Raw genomic sequence first — 24,403 nt, forward strand, 5'->3', positions numbered from 1 at the left:
CTTCGCAGGCCGTGCACGTCCGATTTCATGATCTGCGGTATGTCCATCGAAATGTCATTCACTGGTGTACAGCGGAGTATGACATTGCCCGGACCGTGCCCGGCAAATACGTTGGCCGCAATTATGTATCGCGCCGGGGGTTCGGAGGAGCGATGGCACACGATCTGCGTGACGACCACATCGCGATCGTTGGAATGGCGTGCAGATTTCCGGGGGCGACGACCCCGGACGAGTATTGGCGGAATCTCGCCGCGGGCGTGGAGTCCATCAGCCGGTTGAGCGAGGAAGAACTGCTCGCCGCCGGCGTGGAGCCGCGCGTTTTCCGGCATCCGCACTATGTGAACGCCGCCGCGCTCATCGACGACATGGAGGGCTTCGACGCCCGCTTCTTCGGTTACACCCCGCGCGAGGCGGAGATCCGCGACCCCCAGGGTCGATGGTTCCTGGAGACGTGCCATGCGGCGGTCGAGGACAGCGGCTACGACGTGAGCGCCATCGGCGGACTGGTCGGCGTGTTCGGCGGGATGGCCAACAACCACTACGGCCAGCGCAACGTCGCCGGCAACGCGGCCGTCAAGAGCGCGGTCGGCGACATGAGCATCGAGGTCGGCAACAGCCCGGACTACCTGGCCACCACCGTCTCGTACCGGCTGGGTTTCCGCGGCCCCAGCATCAACGTCCAGACCGCGTGCTCGACCGCCCTGGTCGCGGTCCACCTGGCAGGTCAGGCGCTGCGGACGGGCGAGTGCGACTACGCGCTCGCCGGAGCGGTCGAGGTCGAGCTGCCCTACCGGGTGGGCTACACGTGGGTGGAGGGCGGCATCTACTCGCGGACCGGCCACATCCGCCCGTTCTCGGAGGACGCCTGCGGGACGTTCTTCGGGTCAGGCGTCGGCGTGGTGGCGCTGAAACGGCTCGGTGACGCGCTGGGGGACGGCGACCACGTCTACGCCGTGATCAGGGGATCGGCGGTCAACAACGACGGCGGTGACCGGGTGGGGTTCACCGCGCCGGGAGTGGAGGGCCAGGCACAGCTCATCGTCGAGGCGCTGGCGGTGGCCGAGGTCCACCCCGGCAGTATCGGGTTCGTCGAGGCGCACGCGACCGGCACGCTGGTCGGGGATCCGATCGAGGTGGCGGGCCTGACGCGGGCCTACCGCGCTGCCGGGGACACGCGCGTGGGCAGCTGCCCGATCGGGTCGGTGAAGGCGAACGTCGGTCATCTCGGCCCGGCGGCCGGCATGGCGGGCCTGATCAAGGTGGTCCAGGCGCTCAGGCACCGGGCCATCCCGCCGACCATCAATTTCTCCGGCCCGAACCCCCGGCTGGATCTGGACAGCAGCCCCTTCCACGTGGTGACCGAGCTGACACCGTGGCCGGACGGGGGCACCCCGCGCCGCGCGGGCGTCAGCGCCTTCGGGATCGGCGGCACCAATGCGCACCTCATCGTCGAGGAGGCGCCCCCGCGGGCCGCGGCGCCCGCCTCGCCGCGGGATTGGCACACCCTGCCGCTGTCGGCCAAGTCGGCGACGGCACTGGACGCCTCCGCCCACCGCCTCTCCGCCGCCCTGACCGAAGGGGAGGCCGCCGACCTGGCCGACGTCGCCTACACCCTGCAGGTTGGCCGTACGGCACTGCCGTACCGCAGGGCCGTAGTCGCCGCGAACGTGTCACAGGCCGCGGCCACGCTCGCCGGTGGCGGGCCCGCGAACCCGGCGACGGCCGTCGCGGTGACCGGCCGCCGGGACGTGGTGATGATGTTCCCCGGGCAGGGCTCCCAGCACGTGGGCATGGGCGGCGACCTCTACCGGACCGAGCCGGTCTTCCGCGAGGCGCTGGAGGAGTGCGCCGAACTCCTGCGGGACCACCTCGACCGCGACCTGCTCTCGTTGCTCTACCCCGACGAGGCCGGCGACCACGCCGAGGACCTGCTGCGCCGTACCTGCTACAGCCAGCCGGCGCTGTTCGCCGTGGAGTACGCGCAGGCACGCCTGCTCGCGGCGGCCGGCGTCTCCGCCACGGCCATGATCGGCCACTCGATCGGCGAGTACGTGGCGGCGACGCTCGCGGGCGTCTTCTCCCTGCCCGACGCGCTGGCCGTGGTGGCCGCGCGCGGGCGGCTGATGAACGCGATGGCGCCCGGCGCGATGCTGGCGGTGGCCGGTACGGAGCACGAGGTGGCCGGCCTGCTGCCCCGGGAGGCCGGGGTCGCCGCCGTCAACGGGCCGCGATCGACGGTGGTCGCATGTCCGCTCGCCGCGCTCGACGACATCACCGCGACCTTCAAGCGGGCGGGCCTGGCATGGACCCGGCTGCATACGTCGCACGCCTTCCACTCCGCCCTGATGGAGCCATGCCTGCCGGAGTTCACCGCCATCGTGGGCAACATCGAGCTGTCGGCGCCGAAGGTGCCGTTCGTGGCCGACGTGAGCGGTGATTGGATCACTGACGAGGAGGCGACGGACCCCGGTTACTGGGCCCGGCACCTGCGCGAACCCGTGCGCTTCTCCGAGGGCGTCGAGCGCCTCGCCGGCATGGGGAACGTCGTGCTCGCCGAGGCCGGGCCGGGGACCACGCTGTCCACCCTGGCCCGCCAGTGCCTGGGACGCGACACCGTGCCGGTGATCCCGACCATGGGTCGCGGCTCCGGCGGCCCGGAGCTCGCCAGGGCGCTGGGCGAGCTGTGGGTGAATGGTGTCGACGTCGACTGGGTGAGCTGGTCGGGCAAGCGGCTCAGGACGCCGCTGCCCCCCTATCCCTACGAGCGTCAGCCGTACTGGGTGGAACCGGACCCGCAGGCGGCCGAGCAGGACCCGGAATCCGGGGCCTCCCTCCCGCTGGAGGAGTGTGCCTACGTGCCGCACTGGGAGGAGGACTCCCTCCTGGCCGCGCCTCCGCTCCCTGCTGGGCCCTGGCTCGTGCTGGCCTCCGGCCACCCGGTGGCCGACGCTTTGGTGGCAGAGCTCAGGAAGCGGCGACGCGTCACCGTGGCACGTTCCGGGGCGGGCTTCGAGGCTGTCGCGCCGGGCGAGTTCACCTTGCGCCCCGGCAGCGCCGACGACCTCGACATGCTCATGCGGGAGTTGGCCGCCGACCCGCCCACCGACGTGGTCCACGCTTTCACGCTGACCGATCCGCGGCCCGACGTGCTGGCCGACGACAGCGTCGAACAGACCCTGGCGGAGGGCTTCTCCAGCCTCTTCCACCTGGGTCAGGAACTGGCCAGGGGCGAGCACGCGCGGCCCGCGCGCGTCCACGTCCTGTCCAGCAACCTCCAGGAGGTCACCGGCACCGAGCAGTTGGACCCCGCGAAGGCGGCCCTGCTCGGACCAGCCCTCCTCATCGCACGCGAGGTCGCCGGAGTCAGCGTGCGCAGCGTCGACCTGGCGCTGCCCGCCGCGCTGCCCGCCGGGACGGTCGCCAGGCAACTCATCACCGAGTTCTCCGCCCGCGTCCCCGAGCGCCAGGTGGCCTGGCGCGGCCGGAAACGCTGGCGGCTGGCCTACCGCACGCTGCGCTGGGACGGCTCGGAGCAGGCCGGTCCGGTCGTCGAGCCGGGCGGCACCTACCTGATCACGGGTGGCCTGGGCGGCATCGGGCTCGCGGTGGCGGAGGATCTCGCGGCGAGGGTGAGCCCCATCACGCTGACGCTGCTGGGGCGGAGCGCCGTACCACCCAGGGAGCGGTGGACGGCGCTGGCGGCCGACCCGGCCACCGCCGAGCCCCTGCGGCAGCGGCTGGCCCGGCTGCTGGCGCTGGAGGAGTCCGGGGCGACGGTGGTGACGATCCAATGCGACGTCAGCGACGAGGTGGCCCTGGCCGGAGCGATAGCCGGCCTTCGTGCCGCCCACGGTCGCGTGCACGGCGTCCTCCACGCCGCCGGCGTGGCCGGCGGCGGGATGATGGCGGTACGCACGGACCGGGAGGCCGCCGCGGTTCTCGCCCCAAAGGTGACCGGGACGTTCGCGCTGCACCGGCTGCTCGGCGACGAGATCGACTTCATGGTCCTGTTCTCCTCGACCGCCGCGATCACCGGCAGCTTCGGGCTGGTCGACTACTGCGCCGCCAATAACGTGCAGGACGCCTTCGCCCGCTGGGCCGCGCAGCGTGACCTGCCTGTCCACTCCATCGGATGGGCCAAGTGGACCGAGTTCGGCATGGCGGCCGACACCACGGGCGACGCCCCGGACGCCTTCCGGGACCTGCAGATCGGGGTGAGGTTCGAGCCGGCCAAGCATGCCCTGCTGGATCGCCGGATCCTGCGGTCCGCCCAGGACGAGATCGTCTTCTCCACGACGCTGGAGCCGGGCGGGCACTGGACGACCTCCCGCGGCGGAGCCGGTGGTGACGAGGTGCTGAGCGCCGCCGCCCTGCTGGAGATGGTGCTCGGGGCGTACGCCGAGGGCGTTTGCGGGACCGGGACGGCCGGCGACGCCCTCTTCCACACGCCGGTCAGGGTGAGTGGCCCCACGGAGGTCCGCATCTCATTGCGGCCGGACGAGCGAGGTCATGCCGTCACGGTGACCTCGGCGCCGGTCGGCGCCGAGCCGCGGCCGTGGACACACCACATGCGCTGCAGGATGGAGGCTCGCGAGGAGCCCCGGGAGACGCGGCACGACCTCGCCGCGATCGCCGCGAGGTGCACGCGGTCCGACCGCCCCGCACCCGACCGCCCCAACGCCGGAAGCGTCACCGACCTGCTGACCGGCGATGAGGACCGGCTCGTACGGGTGGAGCTCGGCGCGGAGCTCTGGCCCGAGTGCGAACTCTTCCACCTTCACCCGGCCCTCCTCGACACGGCGCTGAACGCGTTGGAGGGCGGGGGCAGGCGAGCGGTCCGGGCCTGGCAGCGCGTGACGCTGCACGAACCCCTGCCTCCCGTCTTCTGGGCGCACGCCAGGAACAGGGGGGAGGACGTCTTCGACCTCACCCTCATGCACGAGGACGGCCGGGCGATCGCCGAGATCATCGGTTACGCGGCAGGCCGCCCAGGCCCGGCCGGTGAGCGGGCGATCATGACCTACGACAGCCACTACGCCCAGTCGATCACCGCCACGGGAATCAGCCCGGAAATGGGCCTGGAAGCACTCAGGCGGGTGCTCGCCCAACGACCCGCACCCCATGTGATCATCTGCCCAGAGGGCCTGCACACTGCCCTGCGCAGAACCGAACAGCTCACGGTGGAGGTGGTGGAGCAGCAACTGGCCAACGTTCATCTGGTCACCTCGCAGCACACCCAGGAACGGCTGGTCGACACCCCCTATGTGGCGCCCAGGACCGAGCTGGAGCGGGCTCTCACGGGATTCTGGGCGGGATCGCTCGGCGTCGACCAGATCGGGCTCGACGACGACTTCTTCGAACTCGGCGGCAACTCGCTGGTCGCGGTGCAGCTGTGCGCGCGGATCCGCGACGGGCTGTCGGTGGAACTCCCCATGGGAAGTCTCTTCGAGCATCCGTCGGTGGCGAGCCTGGCCGAGTACATTGCCGCGAGCGACCGGGCCCGCTCATGACGTGGGTCCAGTTCGCGAAGCCCGGTGCGTGGGAGCCCACTGTCCTGATCTGTTTCCACCACGCCGGTGGCGGCGCCTCCTTCTACCGGAGCTGGCCGGCCGCCTTCGCCGGCCGCGGCATCGAGGTGTGGCCGGTCCAGCTTCCCGGCAGGGAGAGCCGGCACGCCGAGGCCCGCATCACCGACCTGGCCCGGCTGATCGACGCCATGCTGCCCGAACTGGCGGCCGGGCTCGCCGGCCGGCCGTACCTGCTGTACGGCCACAGCGCCGGAGCGCTGGTGGCGTGCGCCTTCGCGCTCGCCATGACGGGGGCCGGCCTGGCGGGCCCACGTCACGTGGTCGTCGGCGCCTGCCGCCCGCCCAGCAGGCCGGACCCCGACGCGCCCATCCACCTGCTGCCGCCCGACCGGCTGCCGGCCAAGCTCATGTCGTACGGCGGCCTGCCTCCGGAGGCCCACGACTTCCCCGACCTCGTGGACCAGGTCATGGCCGCCATGCGGGACGACCTGCGCCTGGTCGAGACGGCCGCATGGCCGGGCGGGCCGTGGCTGGACTGCCCGGTCACGGCCGTGGGCGGGATCGAGGACGTCAACGTCCCCGTCGACGTGCTGCCCCACTGGCGTGAGATCACCAGCGGTCCGTTCGTCACTCATCGGCTGCCCGGCGGGCACTTCCCCGCCGGGGGAGCCACGCAGCGGCTACAGGGGGTGATCTGGAATGCCCTGGCCCGATCCTGACGCGGGCCCCGCGGCCGTGGAGCTGGAGGACCTGCGCAAGGTCTATCCCGGTGCCGCCGCCCCCGCCGTGGACCAGGTCACGCTGACGATGCCTGCCGGGCAGGTGTTCGGCCTGCTCGGCCGTAATGGAGCGGGCAAGACCACCATCATCCGCATGATCGCCACGCTGCTGCTGCCGACGTCGGGGCGCGTCCGGGTGTCCGGCCTTGACACCCGCGTCCGGCAGAAGCAGGTGCGCGGGCTCCTCGGCGTCGCGCTCGGCGGGGAGCGCAGCGTCTACTGGAAGCTCACCGGACGCCAGAACCTGGAGTACTTCGCCGCACTGCACGGGCTGTCCAGGCGGCGCTCGCGGGAGCGTATCCAGGAGATCCTGGAGCGGATGGAGCTCGCGGACCGTGCCGACGACCACGTCGAGCAGTACTCCACCGGCATGCGGCAGCGCCTGGTGATCGCCCGCGCGCTGCTCAACCGGCCCGCGGTCCTCCTGCTCGACGAGCCGACCAACGGGCTGGACGTGCACGCGGCGGAGAACCTGCACCAGCACATCCGAGAGCTGCGCCGGGCCGGCCACAGCATCGTCCTGACCACGCATGACATGGCCGAGGCCGACGCGCTCGCGGACCGGATCGGGATCATCGACCGCGGGAGCCTGATCGCCGAAGGCCGGCCGGATGAGCTGAAGCAGCGTGTCGGCGCGGCCCAAGTGATCAACATGCGGTTCCGTGACCCGGGAGCGGCCCGGATCCGGTCCCTCACCTTGGAGCTGGAGGAGATCGCCGAGGTCGGTGTCGAGCGGGACGCCGGCCGGGTGGCCATGACCTTGATGAGCAAGCTCTCCGACGACCTGGTGCCGTGCCTGATCGCCGTGTTCGGGCGGCACGGGATCGCCGTCCAGAACATCGAGAGCGAACCGGTGAGCCTCAGGGACGCCTTCCTGGCCCTGACCGCGGCGGGCGCCGATGCGAGGTGAGGCCATCGCGTTCTGGGCGGGCGTACGCAAGGAATGGCAGGTGATGGCCCGCTACCCGAGCACCTTCGTGATGATCGGGTTGTCCGCCGTACTCATCCCGGCCACCTACTACGCCCAGGCGCTGGGCTACTCGGGCGGCAGCGGCCAGGCGATGGACGCCTTCGCCGCCCGCGCCGGGACGGCACAGGTGGGTGGCTTCATCTACCTGGGCTGGGCGGTCTACCTGTGGATCTCGGAGATGCTCTGGGGCCCGGGCACGGCGCTGCGCAACGACCGCATGCAGGGCTCGCTGGAGGCGGTCCACCTGACGCCGGCCTCGCGCTTCAGCATCCTGTTCGGCCCGGTGGCGGCCCAGCTCCTGCCCGCCGCGGTGCTCTTCGGCGTGGTCGGGCTGATGTTGCGCTTCGCTTTCGGCATCCCGCTGGAGGGTGGGAGGCTGCTGGGCGGACTGGTGATCATCCTCGCGTCGGTGCCGCCGCTGTGCGGGCTGGGCGCGCTCACCTCGGTCGTCGTCCTGTACTGCCGCGATGCGGACGGCGTGGTCGAGGCGCTCCGCGGCGTGCTGGGCCTGATCTGCGGTGTCACGTATCCGATCGCCGTGCTCCCGGGCTGGTTGCAGCCGATCAGCCAGGCGCTCCCGCCGACACAGGTCCTGGACCTGCTGAGGGACCAGGTGCTCAACGCCACCGCGCTCGCCGAGCACGGCACCCGGGTCGCGATGTTGCCGCTGGCCGGGGTGGTGCTCGCGGTGTTGGCGACGGCGGTGCTGGGCCGGGCGCTGCGGTCGAGCCAGCGCACGGGACGATTGGGGCAGTTCTGATGGGCGTGACACTGGCCGTCGTGCGGCGCGAATTCCAGGTGCAGTGCCGCTATCCGCTCAGCATGGTCAACCTCGTGCTGCTCACGCCGCTGTACGAGCTCGCCCTGCCTGCGCTGCTGCTCGGCTCGGCCTTCCTGGTCAACGGCTCGGCGGTCGGGCTGGCGCGCCTGGTGGGGACGACGGACCTGGCCGCGTGGCTCGGCGTCGGCGTGTTCGTGGCGTCCCTGCTCGTGGGCGCGGTCATGAGCGTCGCGGGCACGGTGCGCTCCGACCGGGTGACCGGTGTCCTGGAGCACTCCTGGGCCACTCCTGCCTCGCGGGAGGCGTTCGTGCTGGGCGCGGTGCTCACGGGGACGCTGTTCACCGTCGCGTCCAGCGGCCTGCTGATCGCCGTTGCCGTGGTGTTCCTGGGTGCCTCCTACTCGCCCCCGGGGCTAGTGCTGAGCATCCCGGTCTGCGGCGTCATGCTTCTCGGCAACTGCGGACTCGGCTATCTGGCAGCCGCCGCCGGGCTGCGGCTGCGCCGCCCGGAGGCCGTGCTGGACCCGGTCATGGCGCTGGCGGCGACGTTCTCCGGCGTGGCTTTCCCACTGACCGTCCTGCCCGAGGCGCTGCGCGTGCTCACTTACCCGCTGCCCGCCACCTGGTGCCTGGACCTGCTCCGGCACCTGACCGTCGGCACCGCGCCGCTGGCGCCGCCGCTCGTGGAGCTGGCCGCGGCGACGGCCACCTCACTGGCGTTCTTCTTCGGCGGTCGCTGGGTCTTCCTCCGCACCGAGCGTCAGGTCATGGCCGCGGGCACGCTGACCCAGTTCTGATCCCGGCGCGGTGCTCTCCACGACCGTGATCCGCAACTCGCTGGTGTAGCACTCACCGTCGCCGTCGGGAAGCCAGAGCTCCTCCGGAGTGGGCAGCATCTCGGTGAAGGTCAGGTGGCCGGCCGTCTTCTCCGGCCGTTTGACCGCCCGCGCCACCAACTGCACCAGGAAGGGGCTGTGCAGGTCCAGGTAGATGGGCTTCTCCCCGTCGACCGCACGCCAGAACGTGTGACGCGGGATCCCGCGCTCCTCCGCCACCGCCAGCACCCGGCGGCGCAGCTCGCGATCCGGCAGACCGCTCTCGGGCACGAACTCCTCGACCGGGATCCGCCAGGTCTCCCGGCAGATCACCAGCCGGTCCACCGTCACCCGCGGACTGTGCGGCCACAGAGGCATGATCCTGAAACTCGGCGCGCTGGCCATCGCGATCAGCTCGCCCACCACGCTGAGCAGCGGGTACGCCCGCCCATCGGGGAACGTCGCCACAAGACCATCCGGCGACGGCGCGACCTTGATGGCCGCCATGTCGAGGCTGCGCCCGCCCGGCGGTGTACGGGCGCCCGCGCGCTGCCCCATGGACAGGTACTCGTAGCGTGGCGAGAAGGTCTCGGGGACCGGGTAGCTCATGCCGGTCAGCGCCCTGGGCCGGCGACAGTAGAGCGGGACGAAGCGTGGCCCGCCCTGCGACAGCGCCGCCTCGGCGGGGCGCAGGATCACGTCGGGAGCCGGCGGGATCTCCTTGAAGGCGCTGGTGTCGCAGGTGACGACGCCGGCGTGCAGCTCGCCGAGCACGAAGTGGTAGTCGCCGCGGTTGATCGCGTCGGCGCCCCGCGCGGCGATCATCACGTCGGGGCTGTGATGCCGGCCCCCGTACCAGCGGGGGGAGTCGGTGGCGAAGCGCCGGGCCACGTCAGCGGCCAGGTCGCCGGAGGCAAGGCGGACGTGGCGGTCGCCCGGGCCCACCTTGAGCACCGAAGCCCAGCGGTCCGCCAGCTCCTCGAGGACATGGGGGACGCTCGGCTGGTCCATCGTCTGGTAGAGCCGCCAGCAGATGGCGTCCAGGGGCACGTCGCCCTCGCCGTACAGAGCCGCGAGCTCGGCGTAGAAACCGCCGAGCCAGCCGGCGACCTCCTCCCCGACGCGGTGGCAGAACCAGCGAGCGCTGGTCAGCACGAGGGCGAGCGGGGAAGCAAGCTCCTCCAGCACGCCCGGGCCGAGCCGCACGTTCACCGCCCGCGTGGCGCGCGAGGAGAACAGCCGCCTGCCGTACTCGGCGGCGTCCTTGACCCGGCTGCCGCCGGCTTCGGCCAGACGTGCGTAGGCGGCCTCACCGTCGGACAGGGCGGCCTTGAGCTCGGCCGGGGTGAGGGCGGCCTGCACCCGGTCCCGCACCTCGCACAGTTCGTCCATACCCGCCAGCGCGCGCAGGACCGGCGCGCTAGGGGGCAGTTCCCGGAGCTGGCGTCGCAGGGCACGCTCGGGGGCCAGGTCGAGCGGGATGTCGAAGCCCCAGTGGAGGATGTCCTCCTCGGCGAAGGCGTCGAGCATCGCGAGGGCCACTGCCTCGTCGGGGAGCCGCGCCGCGATCTCCGCCGCGCGGCGCGTGCCGTCCACGAGGTCGAGCAGGCTCACCTCGGCCCTGGACAGGCGGCGCGGCGGCGCCCCCACCCGCAGGATGACCCGCCCCAGGCGGGTCACCCCCATGCTGAACGCGGGCGGCAGGTGCCGGCGGATCTCAGGGGCGCGGGCCAGCGTGTCGGCCAGCCTGTCGATCGCCCAGTCCTCGAAATGCACCCGCTCCTGTTCCACGACCTCTTTGCCGGCGGAAATGCGCACGCGTGGGCCGGTCGGCTCGAAACTGCCCCACGCCGCAGGGCCGAAGAAGCCGATGGTCTCGTTTTTCGTGTGATAACGCTGGAGATACTTGACCATCGTGTCCACATTGCGGCGACGGGTTTCCCTGGTCCTCTTGGGAGCCGTTTCGCCGTCGCCCGCGTGGCGTGCCAGCCAGCCGACGACGTGCTCGAAGATGTGGGGGTTCTGCCACAGCAGCGCCATCCCTATCCTGCCGTCGGAGGCGAGATCGACCGCTGCCTGGACGGCTTCGGGCGACGACATCGGGTCGGGGTGCTCCGACGCGGGTGCGGCGAGTGCCTGCTGCAGGTCACGCAGCGGAAATCCCGCGCTGCGTAATCCGAAATGTCGCCAGATGCGCCAGGGGCTTCCGCCCAGAGGGAGCAGATCGTCGTGCTCCGGGTCTCCCTGTGATAAAGGCAGCACACATCGATCGTGGTGCCGGCCGTCCCGGCCCGGTAGTCGCGTGTTATGTGAACCCCATTTAATTGATATTGCCGCTCCTTCCGCGGGCCGTGAATCGTGACCTGAGAGTTCGGAGGGAGTGTGCCTTGTCGTACGAGCCGCCGGTGCCACCCGAGACCAGGCTTCCGAACAGTCACGCACAGCGGTCGTTGCTGTGCTCCCGCCGCCCGCCCCGGCCGTGCGTGACGGCCGCGATCGAGCTGTCCGGCCCGGTGCGGGAGGACATGCTCCGCGCCAGGCTCGCGGAGGTCGTCCGGTGCCGGCCCGCCCTGCGCAGCCGGTTCACGAGCGAGGAGGAGCACAGCATCGCCGCGGTGGCCGAGGCCGGCTTCGCCTGCCACCTCGTCGAGGGCTCCGAGCCGGAAAGCTGGTCCCGTGCCTATGAGATGGCGGCCGAAGACGCCACCCGCCGCTTCCCGGCCGGTCAGTCACCGCTCGTACGGCTGGCCGTGTTCACCACCCGGCACGGCAGGCACCTGTTGGTGGTCGACGCGGATCCGCTGGTCTGTGACGCGTGGTCGGCCAACCTCCTCGTGGACGACCTGCTCGGTGAGGAGCGCCGGGGCGAGCCGGACGACTACGTCGAGGTCTGGCGGGCGCGTCAGGCCTGGGTGGACGGCCCCGGCCACGCCGAGGCACTGGATCGGCGGCTACGGTCGGTCAAAGGGGCCTGGCGGCAGTGGCCCGTGTCCGTCGGCACCTCCGGCCCGTGCCCCGATCCACGGGCGGACCTGCCCGGCGGCCACATCGACATCGACGTCGAGACGGCCACGGCCCTGCGCGAACGCGTGCGGAAGGCGCGGGGCTCCATGCTGGCCGTCGCCGCCGCCGCCCTGCGCATGGCGTTCGCCGGCGCCCTCCCCGCGCCGCTGGCCCTCACCACGACCTTCGCGGCACGGGAGACGCAGGCCGAGGCCGCAGTGGTGGGGCTCCTGGCGACCGAAGGCGTCCTCGCGCTCCCGCCCCTCTCGGGAACGGTCAACGACTACCTCAGGGTGCTGCGCGACGAGATCTTCGCCGCCCTGGCGGACCAGCGCCTGCCGTACGAGAGCGTCGCCCCCCACCTCGGCGGCCCCGCAGCAGGATTGTCGATGGCGCTGCTCTACCTGCCGGAGCAGTTGACCGGCGGCAAGCAGCGCGATCTGCTCGTCGGCACGGCGCGCGCGGCGAGAACCGGGCTGATGATCTGCCCGTCGGGCGCGGACGTGGACCTTTTCATGCTCGAACAGCCACCGCCGGTGGAGGACGGCCTGCGGCCCGCGCTCCGGCTGGGAGCACAGAGCGGAAGCAGCGCGGTGGATGACGCGACCGTCAACCACATCCTGCACGGCTGGGCCCGGATGGTCCACGTCCTGGCGGGACAGAACTGGTCGGCACGCCAGGCCGCGAGCCTCTCCCCGGCGGGCCACGCCAGGATCGCGCACTGAGGCCGGCATGCCGACGACGACGCGGACAGGCAGCCGGATCTCCCTGATCCACGAAGCCTTCGCCCGGGTGGCCGCGGAACGCCGGCGCGAGCCGGCCGTGAGCTGCCGCGATCGCAGCATCACGTACGGCGAGCTGGATGAGCGCGCCGAACGCCTCGCCGGCGGCCTGGTCGCCAGGGGCGTCGCCCCAGGAACGGTCGTGGCGTTGCTGATGGAGCGGGACATCGAGGTGGTCGTGGCGGCGCTGGCGGTGGTGAAGGCGGGCGTCGCGTTCCTGCCTCTCGACCCCGGTCACCCCGACACCCAGCTGGAGCACGTGCTGCGGACCGTCCGGGCCGAGGTGCTGATCACCGACGCCGTCGATCGATGCCCGTCCGGACCGGCGCCGATGTCCCTCGGCACGGTCGCGCAAGGGCCGTGGTCGTCCTCGCGGGTACGAGTCGGCCCGCACGACCTCGCCTTCGTCAACCAGACCTCGGGATCGACTCACCAGCCCAAGGCCGTTGGGATAAGCCACCACAGCGCCGCTGTCGCTGCCGACGGCTGGCTGGACAGGTACTCCTTGCGCGGCGACCCCGTACCGCACCTGCAGTACGCCGGCACGAGCTTCGACGTGTTCGTCGCGGACCTGCTCCGGTGCCTGCTGTCAGGCGGCGAGCTGGTCGTCTGCCCCTCCGATGTGCGTCTGGACCCGCCCGCGCTCGCCGACCTCATCGAGGCACGCGGCATCGCTTTCGCGGAGTTCACCCCGACCCTGCTGGGCCTGCTCGTCGAGTACCTGGAGGCGGCCGGGAGACGGCTGCCCGGGCTGCGGACGCTGGCCCTGGGCGGGGAACCCTGGCTGGTGGAGACCTACCACCGGCTCTCGAAGCTCCTTCCGAACGCCACCATCGTCAACACCTATGGCCTCGCCGAGACGACGATCGACAACCTCGCCCACTTCGGCCCGCCCCCCGCCGGAGCCGCGCCGGGGGAGTTCATGCCGCTGGGCCACCCGCATCCGGGCACCGAGCTCATCGTCGTCGATCCGGAGACCGGGTACCAGGCCACCGGCGGCGCAGGCGAGCTCGTGATCGGCGGCGACTGCGTGGCCTCCGGCTACCTGGGGCAGCCGGAGCTGTCGGCCCAACGGTTCGTCGCCGATCCGAGGGGCCGACCGGGCCTCGCCGTACGCACCGGGGACCTGGTGCGCGTCGCGGACGACGGCGCTTTCACCTACGTCGGGCGGTGCGACGACCAGGTCAAGATCCGGGGCGTCCGGGTGATGCTGCGGGAGGTCGAGTCGGCCCTGCTCACCCACCCCCAGGTGCGCCAGGCCGCCGTGGTCGCCACGACGGGGCCGGACGGCACCGAGCTCGTCGCCCATCTGGCGGCCGACGGCGAGCCGCCCGTCGTGGAGCTGTGCGCGGCGATCGCCCGTACGGCGGGCCCGCACGCCGTCCCGGCGCGGTTCGTGCATCACGCGTCCCTTCCGGTCAACGTCAACGGCAAGATGGACAGAAAGCGCCTGGCCGCCGCGGTCCCCCCGGAGTACGTCCGCACGTCGTCCGCTGCGACGGCGAAGACGCCGTCGTCAGCTCCTCCGGCTCCGGAGCCCGCCGATCCGGCTGGCGCGGTACGCGCGGCCTGGGGCGAGGTCTTCGGGCGACCCAGCTTCCAGGACGACGATCACTTCTTCGCCATGGGCGGCGACTCGGTCTCGGCGGTCCGCATGGTCATGCGCGTCGGCCGCGCCCTCGGCGTCCGGATACCCGCCGACTGGCTGCATCGGCATCCGACCTTCGCCGGCTTCCTGGAGCGCCTGGCCACCGAGCACCGGCCCGCTGGCGCCATCCCGTCCCGCCCCGACCCGCGCGAGCATCCGCCGACGCCTCGGCAGCGGCGGCTGTGGCTGATGTGGCGGCTCAACCCCGGCGACCTCGCCTATGTCGTCCCGACGACGATCGACCTGGCGGGCGAGCTCGACGAAGCGGCGCTGGCCACGGCCCTGACCGGCATCGTCACCAGGCACGAACCCCTTCGCACGATCTTCGTGGACCGGGACGGAGAGCCGGTCTGCCGCGTGCTCGATCCGGCGCCCGTTCAGATCGACGTCGAAAGCGTCACGGACGAGGAGCACGCGCGCGAGCGTGCCGCCCACCTGATCCAGCAGCCCTTCGCCCTGGACGAGGAGCCGCCGCTCCGGGCCCGCCTCCTCCGGCTGAGCGCCGGCAGGCACTGGCTGGTGCTGCTCCTGCACCACATCGCCACCGACCAGGAGTCCGAACGCGTCCTCCTGGAGGAGCTGGGCCGCGCCTACCGCGCCGCGCCGACAACACCGCCCTCGCCGGGTGTCAGCTACGGCGACATCGCCGCCTGGCAGGACGCCCAGACGCAGGACGACCTCCCGCAGCGGCTGGAGTACTGGCGGCAGCGGCTCGAAGGCCACCGTAGCCTGCCCCTGCCGCTCGAAGGGACGGCCACCGAATCGCGCGGAGCGGGAACCCGCCGGACGGTGCGGCTCGAACGAGAGGTGGCGCGGCGGCTACGCCTGCTGGCGAGCCGGCAGCGCACCACGCCTTTCGTGGCGCTCATGGCCGCGCTCGCCGAGCTGGTCGGCCGTCGTACGGGAGAGCGCGACGTCTGTCTCGGGTACCCGCTCTCCCGTCGTGAGCCGGCGGAGTCGGAGGGGCTGGTCGGCTTCTTCGTCGACACCTCGATCGTCCGCGTCCGCTGGTCCGGCGACAGCGACTACCGGTCGCTGGTGGACCGGGTCCGCGACGAGGTGGCCGCCGGTCTGGCCCATGGCGTCTCCTACGACCTGCTCGCCGAGCAGCACGGGCGGAACCGGCCGCTCTTCCACGTCTGGTTCAACCACCTCGGCGCGGAGGTGGAGCCTCCGGAGCTGGCGGGGCTGCGTACCGCGCTGGTCGAGCCGCCCGTCGCCCCCGCGCTGTTCGACCTGAACCTTTACGTGAGCGAGCAGGGCGAGGATATCCGGATCGACCTCGTGCACGACCCTTCGGTCTGCTCCGCCGAGGCGGCCGAGGAGGTCTTGGAGCAGTACGCCATGCTCCTGCGGGCCGCCGCGACCGCCCCGGACACGGTGATGCGGCGGCACCGGCTCACGACTGCCCGCGCGGCCCGTCTCCTGCCTGATCCGGAGGGCCCGCTGGAGCACGAGCCGGTCGAGCCGTCCGCCCTCGCGCGCCGGCTCCTCAGGTCGTCGCGCCGGGCTCCTGACCGCCTTGCCGTCCGAGGGCCGGACGGCGACCTCACTCACCACGATCTCCGCCGGGTCGTCCGCGGCCTGCGTCACTCCCTGCGGCAGGCCGGGGTACAGCCGGGAGACGTGGTCGCCGTGCACGCCGAGTACGTGCCCCACCTCGTGGGCGCCGTGCTGGGCGTCCTGGCCGTGGGCGGGCGTCTCCTCCTGCTGGACGCGGAGTATCCGGCCGACCGTCTGAACCACTACCTCGGCCGCGCCCGGCCGCGCTGCGTGGTGACCCTGGGGCCCCGGCCGGTCCCGGCCGATCTCACGGTGGTGTCCATCGCCCAGGACGGCTCCGCCTCGACGACGGCAGCCGCCGTGCGGGAGCCGGACACCACGAGCTTCGACAGCGCCGGATACGTGGCCTTCACCTCGGGGACGACCGGCGAGCCGGCCGGTGTCGTGGGGCGGCTGGAGCCGATCGTGCACTTCCTGCGCTGGTACTGCGCCGAGTTCGGCCTCGGGCCCGCGGACCGCTTCGCCCTGCTGGCCGGGCTGTCGCACGATCCACTGTTCCGCGACGTCCTGACACCGCTGTGGGCTTGCGGCGTGCTCTGCGTGCCGACCGCGGAGACCCGGTCCACGCCCGGCTTGCTCCTGCGGTGGCTGGCGCGGGAGCACGTGACCGTGCTCCACCTCACGCCACCGCTGGCCAGACTGCTCCTCGAAGCCTCGCGCGGCAGCGGTGTGCGGCTGCCTGCCGTACGGCTGATCGTGCTCGCAGGAGATGCGCCGGCCCCGAGCGATGTGGCCGGGCTCGCGACGCTGGCACCCGCCGCGGTGCTCGTCAACGGGTACGGCACGACCGAGACACCGCAACTGGTCTCCTGGCGGGTCCTGCGGCCGGGCCGGCCGGTCGCGCTGGGTCCTGGCGCTCCGGGCAGCCGTCTCCTCGTGGTCGACGCCGAGGGACGCTCCTGCGGGTTCGGCGAGGTCGGCCAGATCGTGGTCCGCAGCCGGTGGCTGGCCGAAGCGCTGCCGCCGGGCGAGGGCTTTCAACCGGATCCCGTGCCCGGTGTCGGCCGATTCGCGACGGGAGACCTCGGGCGGTACCGGATGGACGGCAGCGTCGCGTTCGAAGGCCGGGCCGGCACTCTCGTCAAGGTACGTGGGCATCGCGTCAATCCCGCGGAGGTCGACGCCGCACTCATGCGTGACCCCTCGATCACGGCGTCGGTGACCCTGGCCGTGCCTGGACCGGATGGGGCGGAGCTGGTGAGCTACGTCGTCCCGGCCCGGCCGCGCCCCTCCGTGGTGCCGCGGCTCCGGGACAGGCTCAGGGCGACGCTGCCCCCCGCCTTCATGCCGCGAAGCATCACGGAGGTGCCGAGGCTCCCACTGACGCCCAACGGAAAGGTGGACCTGGCCGCGTTGCCTGAGGTGTCACCGGCCCCGTCGGGCGTTCGGCCGAAGGGCCGGCTGGAAGAGCGCCTTGCCGGGATCTGGTCCACCGTTCTCGCCGTGCCGGATCCCGGCGTGACCGACAACTTCTTCGACCTGGGCGGGACGTCGCTGAAGCTGGCCCGCGTCCACTCGATGATCCGGCGTGAGTTCGGCGAGTCGGTTTCGCTGCTGACGCTCTATGAGAACCCGACGATCAGGACTCTGGCCGGTCGGCTGACGTTGGCGGAGCCGCCCGGTCTGGCCTCCGAACGCCGGGTCCATGACCGACTGGAGTCGGAGCGGGCCCGCAGACTCATCGCCCGATCGGGCCGCCTCTGACGACGTGTTGCACAAGCACGGAACGCCACCATGCGGGCGGGTCAGCGCCCACGAGCCTCAGGGGAGACCTGGAAACACCGGGCTGCCGGCCGTCGCCGGCTCGGGATGCGGGGTGCCGCGCTGAGTCAGATGCACGACCATGGTCGCGTCCGAGACCACCACGACGGAGTAAGGGGTGTCCGAGGTCAGGGCGTCGGAGTCGACCAGGTCGTCCAGGCTCAAGGCCCGGGTGCGCTGCGCGGGCACCATCGAGCGGAACGGGCCGAGCGGCGTCTCGCCCTCCGCGCAGAGGGTGAGCTCGACGTGGGCGTTCGTGGGGCTGACGTTGTCCAGATAGAGCAGGTCGCCCGGAGCGCACCCATCGGTGACGGACATTTTCCGGGTTCCAACCACTGTGCTCATGCGCGACTCCCGCGTTCTTCTGCGACCGTCCTGGCTCTACCCCGATAAGTCGGCCTCTATCCGGCGCCCTGCGACCGCTCGGTGAGGGCTCGCTCCTCGCTCTCCTCGAGATCGGCCTGACCCGTAATTCGGTCGACGGCCGGGCACCCCGTTGTCATCATGCTCCCCATGACGATCGAGTCGCGGGAACGGGTGCGGCGGTACTTCGACGAGTTCGGCAACGCCGAGTGGGACCGGCTCACCGGCGATGTCCGAGGCCGGGTCAGTCTGGAGATCCACCGCCGCTTCCTGGCCCGTCTCGTCCAGCAGGGCGACCGGGTGCTGGAGGTGGGCGCGGGGCCCGGCCGGTTCACCATCGAGCTGGCCGCCCTCGGCGCGACCGTCGTGGTCACCGACCTCTCCCCGGTCCAGCTGGCGCTCAACGCCGACCACCTGCGGGGCACCGTGAGCGAGGCCGCCGTGGAGCGCCGGGAGGTGCTCGACGTCTGCGACACCAGCCGGTACGCCGACGGCGAGTTCGACCTGGTACTTGCGTACGGCGGGCCGCTGTCGTACACCTTCGAGCACGCCGAGGAGGCGATGCGTGGCCTGCTGCGGATCAGCCGGCCGGGCGGGCTCGTCGTCGGCTCGGTCATGTCGCTGCTCGGCGCCTGGCGGCACTTGCTCCCCGGGGCGGTCAAGGTGGCCGAGAGGATCGGCGAGGACGCCAACGACCGGATCCTGCGCACCGGCGACCTGCGTCACGAAGGCGGCCAGGGCATCGACACCCACGTGTGCCAGATGTTCCGTTACCGCGACCTGGCGGCCCTGGCCCGTGCCGCGGGTGGCGAGATCGTGGCGGCGAGCGCCAGTAACTGGGCCTCCCTGGGAGACCTGGACGCGCTCGCCGCGTTGGAGGCCGATCCTTCCCGGTGGGCCCGGTTCATGGAGCACGAGGTGGCCGCCTGTCAGGAGCCCGGAGCCCTGGACGGCGGCACCCACATCCTGTTCGCAGTGCGCGATCAGTCGTACGGGTCGTAGTCCCGGCGCTGGTGCCTGCGCTGCCCGTAATCGCGGGACTGCTCGTAATCGCGGGACTGCCCGTAATCGCGAGAGTGCCCGTGATCAGGAGACCGCTCGTACCGGGGCTGGGGCTGCTCGTATCCCCGCTGCTCGTACCCGGGTGATGGGTCATACCCGCGGGGCTGCTCGTACGGATACGGCTCCGGATCCGGCACGTACTCGATGGCCGTACGCCCGATCGTCGCCAGCAACGACAGGACGGCGATGCCGATGATCAGGTTGATGGCCGCTGTCGCGATCTGCGAGAGGATGCCCGCCGAGTACATGAACGGCAGGAATGTGATGATCACGGTGCAGAGCCCGCCGATCCAGCTGAAGAACTTGGTCGGCTCCGGCGTCGACAGCATGAGGATGTAGAGCAGCAGCGTCGCGATGAGCGCCAAGCCGGCGGCCGAGATCGCGTATCCCGTGGTCGCCGCGCTGCCGTAGGCGGGCGCGCCGTCGGGGGTGAGGACGCGGATGCCGAGAAGCCTCTTGCTGATCATGACTCCGACGACCACGATCAGTGCGGCCACCACGGCCGCGGCCACGCCTCCTCCCCACACTTTCGCCGGATTCACCCTCGGCCGGGTCGCCCCCTGGCGGGGGTCATAGCGATCATGGGAGGGGTATGACATGCGAATCACCCTTGTCGCGGATGCTGATCAGGCGCTTCGAGCACCTTACACGCACAGTCAAGAGGCGCGGACCGCCTGTGGCGTCGGCACGTCAGCGCGCGAGGGACGGCGTCAGGTACCCGTTGTGCACCAGCCAGACGGCCCGCTCCAGGTCAGGGGTCTGATAGCGGTCCTCGCCCAGGGGCGCCACGTACCTCCTGATCTCAGTCAGGAGGCTCCGCGTCGCGGCGCCGAGCGCGAGGCCGGACATCTGCTGCGCGATGAGGTCGATGCCCTGGGCCGCCATCAGGTACTGGACCGCGAGGACGACCTCCAGCCGGTCGAGGTTCTCGTGCAGGTGCCGGGCGGAGGCCATGGCCATCGTGTTGTGGTCCTCCTGGCCGTCCTTGACCGGCCGGGACAGCGTTCCCGCCGGCGTGGCCCTGGCCTGCATCTCCGGGATCAGCGCCGCGGCGACCGTCTGCACCTGCACCATCCCGGAGTTCAGCCCGACCGTCCCGCCGGCGAGGTTCGCCGGCAGGCCGTAGCTCCACCTGGGAGACAGCAGCCGCCCTGACAGCTCCTGCGACAGCACCCCGATGTCGGTGATCTCCGCATTCAGGGTGTCGGCGAGATGCCCCATGACGGAGCCGTCCCAGTTGCCGCCCATCACGAACTCGTACCCCGGGCCCTTGTCGCTCTTGAAGATCAGCGGGTTGGAGGTCGAGGAGTTGGCCTCGCGTACGAGCGCCCGGCGCGCGTCGGCGAGCACGTGCCGCAGTCCGGCCATGATGTGCGGCGCGGCCCGCACCGACACCGTGTCCTGGACCCGGGGGTGGTAGTTCGCCGGGTCGAGGCGCTTGCGGCCCTCTTCCGTCATCCAGCCCGAGCCCTCCACCATCGCGCGCAGCCGCGCGGCGACCGCGTTCTCCTCGGGGATGTGGCGTTCCTTGTGGGTACGCGCGTCGAGCGATCCTCGCTCGGCCCTGGTCGCCTCCATGAACAGGGCGAAGGCGGCCTCCGCCTGGTCGGCGAGCACGGTGGCCCGGTGCACGGCGGCCATCAGCGTGGCGGCCAGGACGGTGCTGCCGCTGATGATCGGCAGCGCCTCTCCTGCCTCGAACGTGAAGTCCCTGGGCAGGCCGGCCTTCGGCAGCATCTCGGAGGCGGGTCCCTCTTCGCCCCGGTAACGCACGGGCGCGTCCTCGCCGAGCGCCGCGAGCCCCGCCGCCGCCTGCGGCTGCAGGTCCCCGGTGCCCAGCGAGCCGACCTGCGGCATCCGCGGCACGACCCCGGCGTTGACCATGTCCAGCAGGCGCTGGGGCACCTCGGGCCGCACCCCGACGGTTCCCCTGGCCATCTGGTTCGCCTTGAGGATCAGGGCCAGCCTGACCACGTTGTCGGGCAGCGGCTCCCCGACGCCCGCGGCGTGGGAGCGCAGGACGTTGCGCTGGAACTGCTCCGCCTGCTCAGGTGAGAGCGGTCGGTCCTTCAGCGGCCCGAGCGCCTGGTTCCAGCCGTACACCCGCTGGTTGTCGAGGGCCGCCAGCGCTCCCGCCCGCGTCCTGCTCATGTTCGCCTGGGCGTCCGGTGCGAGCCGCGCGGTCACGGGTCGGCCTTCGAGGATCGCGAAGGCGTCCTGGAGCGAGAACGAATCCCCGTCCAGCACCAGCTCCGCGACCGGTGCCGTCTCGACGAGGGACGGTTCCGGATCGGCGACGGCCTGGCCCGGGGGCACACACAGGGCGGCGAGCAGGCCCACGCCGGCGGCCACACGTCCTACTTTGCTCATCGACTCGTCCCACGGCTCTCACTACGAAGATCAATGCCGCTGCCATATAGCCATGGGACGGGGAAGCGCCGGAGACGGCGCGACACCGGCGGGACGAGTGCTGACGTGATCTCTACCGGGTTTTAGGACGGGCACTTACTCGACCATCGGCTACGGCAGGTTTGTCGTCTTTGTAAGGGAATCTCCCTGGATTAGCGGCGAACGCGGGGAATATGGTCCCCTGATTGCCGGGGGAAGGCGCGTGAGCACACTGTTGCGCCGGTCGCTGCGGATACGGCTGGCACTGTTCGCCAGCATCGCCATGTTGCTGCTGAACGTCGTCGTCAGCGGCTTCGTGCTGTTCGGCCTCCGCAACGAGGTCGTCGACGCCCGGGCGCAGGAAGTGTCCAGCAAGGCGCTGCGGGTGCTTCTCCTGATCAAGCGCAACCAGCTTCCCCAGCAGGTGATCTCCCAGGACCTCGACGGCATCCAGGTCGTCGATCCGGTCGGGCGGGTGGTCTCCTCGACGCCGAACCTGGCCGGCCTGCCCCTGTTGACGAGGGCGATCCCGGACCGGAACCGGGCCAACGACGTCGCGGAGCTCTGCGACCTGCGCGCGTTCCCCGGCCGGTGCGAGGTCGCGGTCGCCATGCACGCGTACCAGCCGGACGGCGCATGGGTCATCTACGCCTTCGACCCGGCGGTGCCCTGGTACGTCAGCCCGCAAGTGATCATCTTCCAGATCTGCGTGACGGCGCTGCTGACGGCGCTGACCTGGTTCGGTGTGTCGCGCGTCGTGGCCAGGACGCTCGCGCCCGTCCACAGCATCACGAGGAAGCTGGCGAAGATCACCGCAGGCGGCGGCGGGATGCGCGTCCCCGTCCCGGAGAACGACGACGAGATCAGGGCGCTGGCCGAGACCGCCAACCACACGCTGGAGCAGATGGAAGCGGCGCTGGAACGGCAGGAGGCCGCGATAGAGCAGCAGCGCAGGTTCGCCGGCGACGCCTCGCACGACCTGCGCAGCCCGATCACCGCGATGCGCGCCCAGGTCGAGGAGGCCCTGCTCTATCCCGAGGACACCGACTGGCGGGAGACGGGCAACGAGGTGCTCGCCAGCCTGAACCGGCTCCAGGCCATCGTCACCAACCTGCTCACGCTGACCAAGCTGGACGCGGGCGCCCCGGACCGCCGCGAGCCCGTGGACCTGGGCGAGCTGGCCGCCGAGGAGATCGCCAGGCCGCGTGCCAAGCGGGTCGTCCCCAACCTGCAGTCGGGCGTGATCGTCACGGCGGACCGGCTGCAGCTGGCCCGCCTGCTGACGAACCTGCTGGACAACGCCGAGCGGCACGCCGAGACGCACATCATCGTGACGGTGCGGCAGCAGGACGGCGAGGCGGTGCTGGAGGTCCTCGACGACGGCGCGGGCATCGCGCACGACAAGCGCGAGGTCGTCTTCCAGCGCTTCACCCGCCTGGACGACTCGCGAACCCGGGACGCCGGAGGCTCCGGACTCGGCCTGCCCATCGCCCGCGAGATCGCGAAGGCCCACACCGGGACGCTCACCATCGAGGACTCCCACACCGGCGCCCGCTTCGTCCTTCGCATGCCGGCTCAGGAGGACTGAGCGCGCCGAGCAGGTGCTCAGCGCCGGCGCGGGCAGGTCGCCTCGCAGGTACAGGGAGCGCCGACAGCCCTTAACTGACAACGGTTTCAGTAGGTCAGTCTCAACCGTGGGGTGTTCATGGCCTTGAGATGGGAAAACTCCTGGTTGTGTAACGAGTTGGAAACATGCCATTGACACTCCGTGGCCGCTTACTGCCATCATCACTGACATCGATTTCAGTTTGGAGCTCACTTGGTCACTATCCATGACGTAGCAGCTCGCGCGGGGGTTTCTCCCGCGACGGTCTCGCGCTTCCTGCGGGGTCAGCGGGTGCGCTCGTACGAGGCGGTCCAGGCCGCCATCGACGAGCTGGGCTACTGGCCGAGTGCCGCGGCGCAGTCGCTGAAGTCCGGGCGCACCAACACGATCGGCGTCGTCGTCCCGGACATCACGAACCCCTACTTCGCCGCGGTGGTCAAGGGCATGGAGTCCGTCACGCGTACGGAGCCCTACCGCATCCTGCTCGCCAACAGCGACGAGAGCAGCGAGCAGGAGGACGACGTGCTGGCGGACATGGTGCGCAGGGTCGACGGCGTCATCCTCGCCCCCGCCACCGAGCAGGACGAGACCCCGCTGCACGTCCACGACGCCGACGTGCCGCTGGTGTTCGTGGACCGCGATCTGGCGGGCGGCGAACGGTTCGACGCCGTGCTGGTCGACAACGAGGGTGGTGGCAGGCAGGCGGCCGAGCACCTGCTCGCCCTCGGGCACACCCGGGTGGCCGCGATCAGCGGCACCCTGGACACCACCCCGGGGCGGCTGCGGCGCGAGGGGTTCGTCGGGACGCTCGCCGAGGCGGGCATCGAGGTGCCGCCAGAGTACGACCTGGTCGGCGACTTCAAGGAGCACAGCGGCTACCAGCTCACGATGTCCCTGCTGTCGCTTCCTGAGCCGCCCACCGCCATCTTCGCCGCCAACAACCTCATGACGTTGGGCGTGCTCAAAGCGCTGCACGACATGCGGATCGACATCCCCGGCCAGGTCAGCCTGATCGGCTTCGACGATCTGGACACCGGCCCGCTGCTCAAGCCGCCTCTGACCGTCATCGACCGGCCGATGTTCGAGCAGGGCGTGCTCGCCATGCGGCTGCTGCTGCGCCGGCTCGACTCGAAGGAGGCCCGAGGTGCCGCCAGCCGCATCGTCCTCGACACCAAGCTGATCGAACGCGCCTCCACCGCCCCGCCGGACGGGCGGCCGGCCCCGACTCGCACGAGAAGGACCCGATCGCGATGAGCATGGTGACTACCTCGCTCGCGGACGTCGCCTCGTCCGACGCGGCGCTGCGAGCTTTCCTGCACGGCCTGCCCGGGGTTGACCGGGTCGGCGCGGACCA

The 24,403-nt window shown here is 71.4% G+C and carries 14 protein-coding genes; 10 read left to right on the plus strand and 4 right to left on the minus strand.

Features of this window, described 5'->3' with window-relative positions; translation table 11 throughout:
• Positions 1 to 152: 152 nt before the first annotated feature.
• From AB0J64_RS30870 to AB0J64_RS30890, 5 genes are read left to right on the plus strand one after another with little or no spacing between them, the layout of a single operon-like run.
• Positions 153 to 5,510 (plus strand): SDR family NAD(P)-dependent oxidoreductase, encoded by a 5,358-nt coding sequence (locus AB0J64_RS30870; RefSeq protein ID WP_364034412.1) that lies wholly within the window; start codon positions 153 to 155, stop codon positions 5,508 to 5,510.
• Complete coding sequence (locus tag AB0J64_RS30875) at positions 5,507 to 6,247, plus strand: alpha/beta fold hydrolase (protein WP_364034415.1); 741 nt, start codon at positions 5,507 to 5,509, stop codon at positions 6,245 to 6,247. Before AB0J64_RS30870 ends, AB0J64_RS30875 begins: the two co-directional genes overlap by 4 nt.
• Positions 6,228 to 7,217 (plus strand): ABC transporter ATP-binding protein, encoded by a 990-nt coding sequence (locus AB0J64_RS30880; protein WP_364034418.1) that lies wholly within the window; start codon positions 6,228 to 6,230, stop codon positions 7,215 to 7,217. The genes AB0J64_RS30875 and AB0J64_RS30880 overlap by 20 nt, the downstream gene beginning before the upstream one ends.
• A complete protein-coding gene (locus tag AB0J64_RS30885; protein WP_364034421.1) occupies positions 7,207 to 8,037 on the plus strand; it encodes an ABC transporter permease in 831 nt (276 codons plus the stop codon). Before AB0J64_RS30880 ends, AB0J64_RS30885 begins: the two co-directional genes overlap by 11 nt.
• Positions 8,037 to 8,855, plus strand: a complete 819-nt coding sequence (locus AB0J64_RS30890) for an ABC transporter permease (protein ID WP_364034424.1) — start codon at positions 8,037 to 8,039, stop codon at positions 8,853 to 8,855. The genes AB0J64_RS30885 and AB0J64_RS30890 overlap by 1 nt, the downstream gene beginning before the upstream one ends.
• On the opposite strand, the gene AB0J64_RS30895 is transcribed toward AB0J64_RS30890, so the two are convergent.
• Positions 8,769 to 11,135: a lantibiotic dehydratase gene (locus tag AB0J64_RS30895; RefSeq protein WP_364034427.1), complete on the minus strand. Its 2,367-nt coding sequence runs from the start codon at positions 11,133 to 11,135 to the stop codon at positions 8,769 to 8,771. The two genes, AB0J64_RS30890 and AB0J64_RS30895, sit on opposite strands and share 87 nt — an antisense overlap.
• 125 nt (positions 11,136 to 11,260) lie before the next feature.
• On the opposite strand from AB0J64_RS30895, the gene AB0J64_RS30900 reads away from it, so the two are divergent.
• Both AB0J64_RS30900 and AB0J64_RS30905 read left to right on the plus strand, forming a co-directional pair.
• Entirely contained in the window at positions 11,261 to 12,601 is a 1,341-nt protein-coding gene (locus AB0J64_RS30900; RefSeq protein WP_364034430.1) for a condensation domain-containing protein, read from the plus strand.
• Between the two features lie 7 nt (positions 12,602 to 12,608).
• Entirely contained in the window at positions 12,609 to 17,573 is a 4,965-nt protein-coding gene (locus tag AB0J64_RS30905; protein ID WP_364034433.1) for an amino acid adenylation domain-containing protein, read from the plus strand.
• Positions 17,574 to 17,630: 57 nt separating this feature from the next.
• Here the strand turns inward: AB0J64_RS30905 and AB0J64_RS30910 are convergent, their stop codons facing one another.
• Positions 17,631 to 17,948 (minus strand): sensory rhodopsin transducer, encoded by a 318-nt coding sequence (locus AB0J64_RS30910; RefSeq protein WP_364034436.1) that lies wholly within the window; start codon positions 17,946 to 17,948, stop codon positions 17,631 to 17,633.
• Between the two features lie 195 nt (positions 17,949 to 18,143).
• On the opposite strand from AB0J64_RS30910, the gene AB0J64_RS30915 reads away from it, so the two are divergent.
• The gene (locus tag AB0J64_RS30915) at positions 18,144 to 18,995 is read left to right on the plus strand and encodes a class I SAM-dependent methyltransferase (RefSeq protein ID WP_364034439.1); all 852 of its coding nucleotides are present in this window, start codon (positions 18,144 to 18,146) and stop codon (positions 18,993 to 18,995) included.
• Here AB0J64_RS30915 and AB0J64_RS30920 read toward each other — a convergent pair.
• Positions 18,977 to 19,654 carry a DUF6069 family protein gene (locus AB0J64_RS30920; protein WP_364034442.1) on the minus strand — a complete coding sequence of 226 codons (678 nt, stop codon included), beginning with the start codon at positions 19,652 to 19,654 and terminating at the stop codon, positions 18,977 to 18,979. The two genes, AB0J64_RS30915 and AB0J64_RS30920, sit on opposite strands and share 19 nt — an antisense overlap.
• Positions 19,655 to 19,745: 91 nt before the next feature.
• Positions 19,746 to 21,425, minus strand: a complete 1,680-nt coding sequence (locus AB0J64_RS30925; protein ID WP_364034445.1) for an aromatic amino acid ammonia-lyase — start codon at positions 21,423 to 21,425, stop codon at positions 19,746 to 19,748.
• Positions 21,426 to 21,666: 241 nt separating this feature from the next.
• Here AB0J64_RS30925 and AB0J64_RS30930 point away from each other — a divergent pair, with 241 nt between their 5' ends.
• Both AB0J64_RS30930 and AB0J64_RS30935 read left to right on the plus strand, forming a co-directional pair.
• Positions 21,667 to 23,031 carry a HAMP domain-containing sensor histidine kinase gene (locus AB0J64_RS30930; protein ID WP_364034448.1) on the plus strand — a complete coding sequence of 455 codons (1,365 nt, stop codon included), beginning with the start codon at positions 21,667 to 21,669 and terminating at the stop codon, positions 23,029 to 23,031.
• Positions 23,032 to 23,262: 231 nt separating this feature from the next.
• Positions 23,263 to 24,303 (plus strand): LacI family DNA-binding transcriptional regulator, encoded by a 1,041-nt coding sequence (locus AB0J64_RS30935; RefSeq protein WP_364034451.1) that lies wholly within the window; start codon positions 23,263 to 23,265, stop codon positions 24,301 to 24,303.
• Positions 24,304 to 24,403 lie beyond the last annotated feature (100 nt).

It is taken from the genome of Nonomuraea sp. NPDC049695, assembly GCF_040674955.1.
GTDB classification, from domain to species: Bacteria; Actinomycetota; Actinomycetes; order Streptosporangiales; family Streptosporangiaceae; genus Nonomuraea; species Nonomuraea helvata.

Bases quoted from the DNA above. Each gene is read 5' to 3' on its own strand.
- AB0J64_RS30885 (WP_364034421.1), top strand. From the start codon at position 7,207: ATGCGAGGTGAGGCCATCGCGTTCTGGGCGGGCGTACGCAAGGAATGG.
- AB0J64_RS30875 (WP_364034415.1), top strand. From the start codon at position 5,507: ATGACGTGGGTCCAGTTCGCGAAGCCCGGTGCGTGGGAGCCCACTGTC.
- AB0J64_RS30870 (WP_364034412.1), top strand. From the start codon at position 153: ATGGCACACGATCTGCGTGACGACCACATCGCGATCGTTGGAATGGCG.
- AB0J64_RS30925 (WP_364034445.1), bottom strand. From the start codon at position 21,425: ATGAGCAAAGTAGGACGTGTGGCCGCCGGCGTGGGCCTGCTCGCCGCC.
- AB0J64_RS30910 (WP_364034436.1), bottom strand. From the start codon at position 17,948: ATGTCCGTCACCGATGGGTGCGCTCCGGGCGACCTGCTCTATCTGGAC.
- AB0J64_RS30905 (WP_364034433.1), top strand. From the start codon at position 12,609: ATGCCGACGACGACGCGGACAGGCAGCCGGATCTCCCTGATCCACGAA.
- AB0J64_RS30920 (WP_364034442.1), bottom strand. From the start codon at position 19,654: ATGTCATACCCCTCCCATGATCGCTATGACCCCCGCCAGGGGGCGACC.
- AB0J64_RS30880 (WP_364034418.1), top strand. From the start codon at position 6,228: ATGCCCTGGCCCGATCCTGACGCGGGCCCCGCGGCCGTGGAGCTGGAG.
- AB0J64_RS30890 (WP_364034424.1), top strand. From the start codon at position 8,037: ATGGGCGTGACACTGGCCGTCGTGCGGCGCGAATTCCAGGTGCAGTGC.
- AB0J64_RS30915 (WP_364034439.1), top strand. From the start codon at position 18,144: ATGACGATCGAGTCGCGGGAACGGGTGCGGCGGTACTTCGACGAGTTC.